The 1529-nt window shown below is 76.1% G+C and carries 1 protein-coding gene; it reads left to right on the top strand.

Annotated features, from left to right (window positions below; genetic code table 11):
* Positions 1-45: 45 nt before the first annotated feature.
* Complete coding sequence (locus tag ABZ070_RS37295) at positions 46-1380, top strand: O-antigen ligase family protein (protein ID WP_356640635.1); 1335 nt, start codon at positions 46-48, stop codon at positions 1378-1380.
* Positions 1381-1529 lie beyond the last annotated feature (149 nt).

The raw sequence follows: 1529 nt of genomic DNA, 5'->3' as shown, positions 1-1529 counted from the left end.
GGCCCGCACCGCCGCCTCGCTGTTCCGGCTGGGAGGCAGCTGACCATGACCACCGCTCCCGCGGCCCCCCTCGCCCGCAACCCCGTGTGGCCGCCACGCACCCCGCGGTACCTGGGGCTGCTGCCACTCGTCGCGACCGTGCTGCTGCCGGCCGTCCCCCTCCCGGTGGCGGACGGCGAAGCGGTCACGGTCGCGCCGGCCGACATCGCCTCCGTACTGCTGGTGGTCTGGTGCGCGGTGGAGGTGCTCCGCCGCCGTGCGCGGCCGCTCACGCCCGTCGCCGCGGCCGTCCTGGCCCTGCCCGTCGTCGGCTGCGCCGTCGCGACCGTCACCGCCGCCGACCCGCAGGCCGCGCTCCCCGGCTTCGTGCGCTACCTGCAGGTCTTCGTTCTCGTACCGGCAGCCGTGGTGCTGGTCCTGCGCGACGCGGGCGCGTTCCGCGTCGCCGCCGGCGCGCTGGTCGTCCTGGCCCTGGTGGAGGGCGCCGTCGGCACCTACCAGTTCGCCACCGGCACCGGCGCGTCCTACATGGGCCAGGACATCCGGGCCGTGGGCACCTTCGGTCCGACGGACGTCATGGGGATGGCGACGGTCGTCTCGTACGGGCTGCTCGCGGCGCTCGCCCTCGCCCTGCGCACCCGGCCCGACGCGCCCGCCTGGCTGAGGCCGTGCGCGCTCACCGCCGCGGTGGTGCTCGTCGTACCCCTCGCACTGTCGTTCAGCCGCGGCGCCTGGGTCGCCACGGCGGCCGCCGCCCTCGCCGTCGTCATGCTGACCGGACTGCGGCAGGCGCTGCGGGTCCTGGCGGGCGTCGCCGCCGCCGGCGTCGTACTTGTAGGCGGCCTCGGCGTCGGCTCCGAGATGATCTCCGACCGCCTCGGCAGCATCACACGGGTCACGGACGCGCCCGACCGGTCGGTCACCGACCGGTACGCGATGTGGGCGGCGGCGGCGGCGATGTGGCGTGACGAACCGGTGGCAGGCGTCGGGCTGAAGGGCTTCCCGACACACCGGGACGGGCACGCGTCGATCGGGCTCTCCTCCGGCAGCGACACGGCGGGCGCGGGACGGGAGTTCGAGAAGCAGCCGCTGTTGTCGCCGCACAACATGTACCTGCTGGTGCTCGGCGAGCAGGGCCTCATCGGCCTCACCGCGTTCGCCGGCAGCCTGGCCACCGTCCTGGTCCTCGGCCTGCGCCGCCTCGTCCGCACCGGCCGCACGACGGCCGGCGACTGCGGGCTCGCCGCCGTGGGCCTGATGCTCTGGCAGACCGTCGACTTCCTGTATGCGGACATCGGCGGCCCCTCGACGGTCCTCACGGGCGTGGTGCTGGGCCTGGCGATGTGGTGGGCGTTCGGCGGGGCGAGGCGAAGCGCGTGACAAAGACGCCCCGTGCGGTAGCGCGCCTTGCCCCGGCGCCGGACACGCGCCGCGCCGAGCCGCGGCCGGCCGCCGGTCCTGCCGTGCCTGCGGCACCGGACCGCGATGCGGGCCCGTGCCCACGGGACGGCGCTGCCCCTGGGTGGGAC

Origin of the sequence: Streptomyces sp. NPDC006283 (genome assembly GCF_040613325.1) — a bacterium.
Lineage (GTDB): Bacteria > Actinomycetota > Actinomycetes > Streptomycetales > Streptomycetaceae > Streptomyces.
This window is presented reverse-complemented; position numbering and strand designations above follow the sequence as displayed.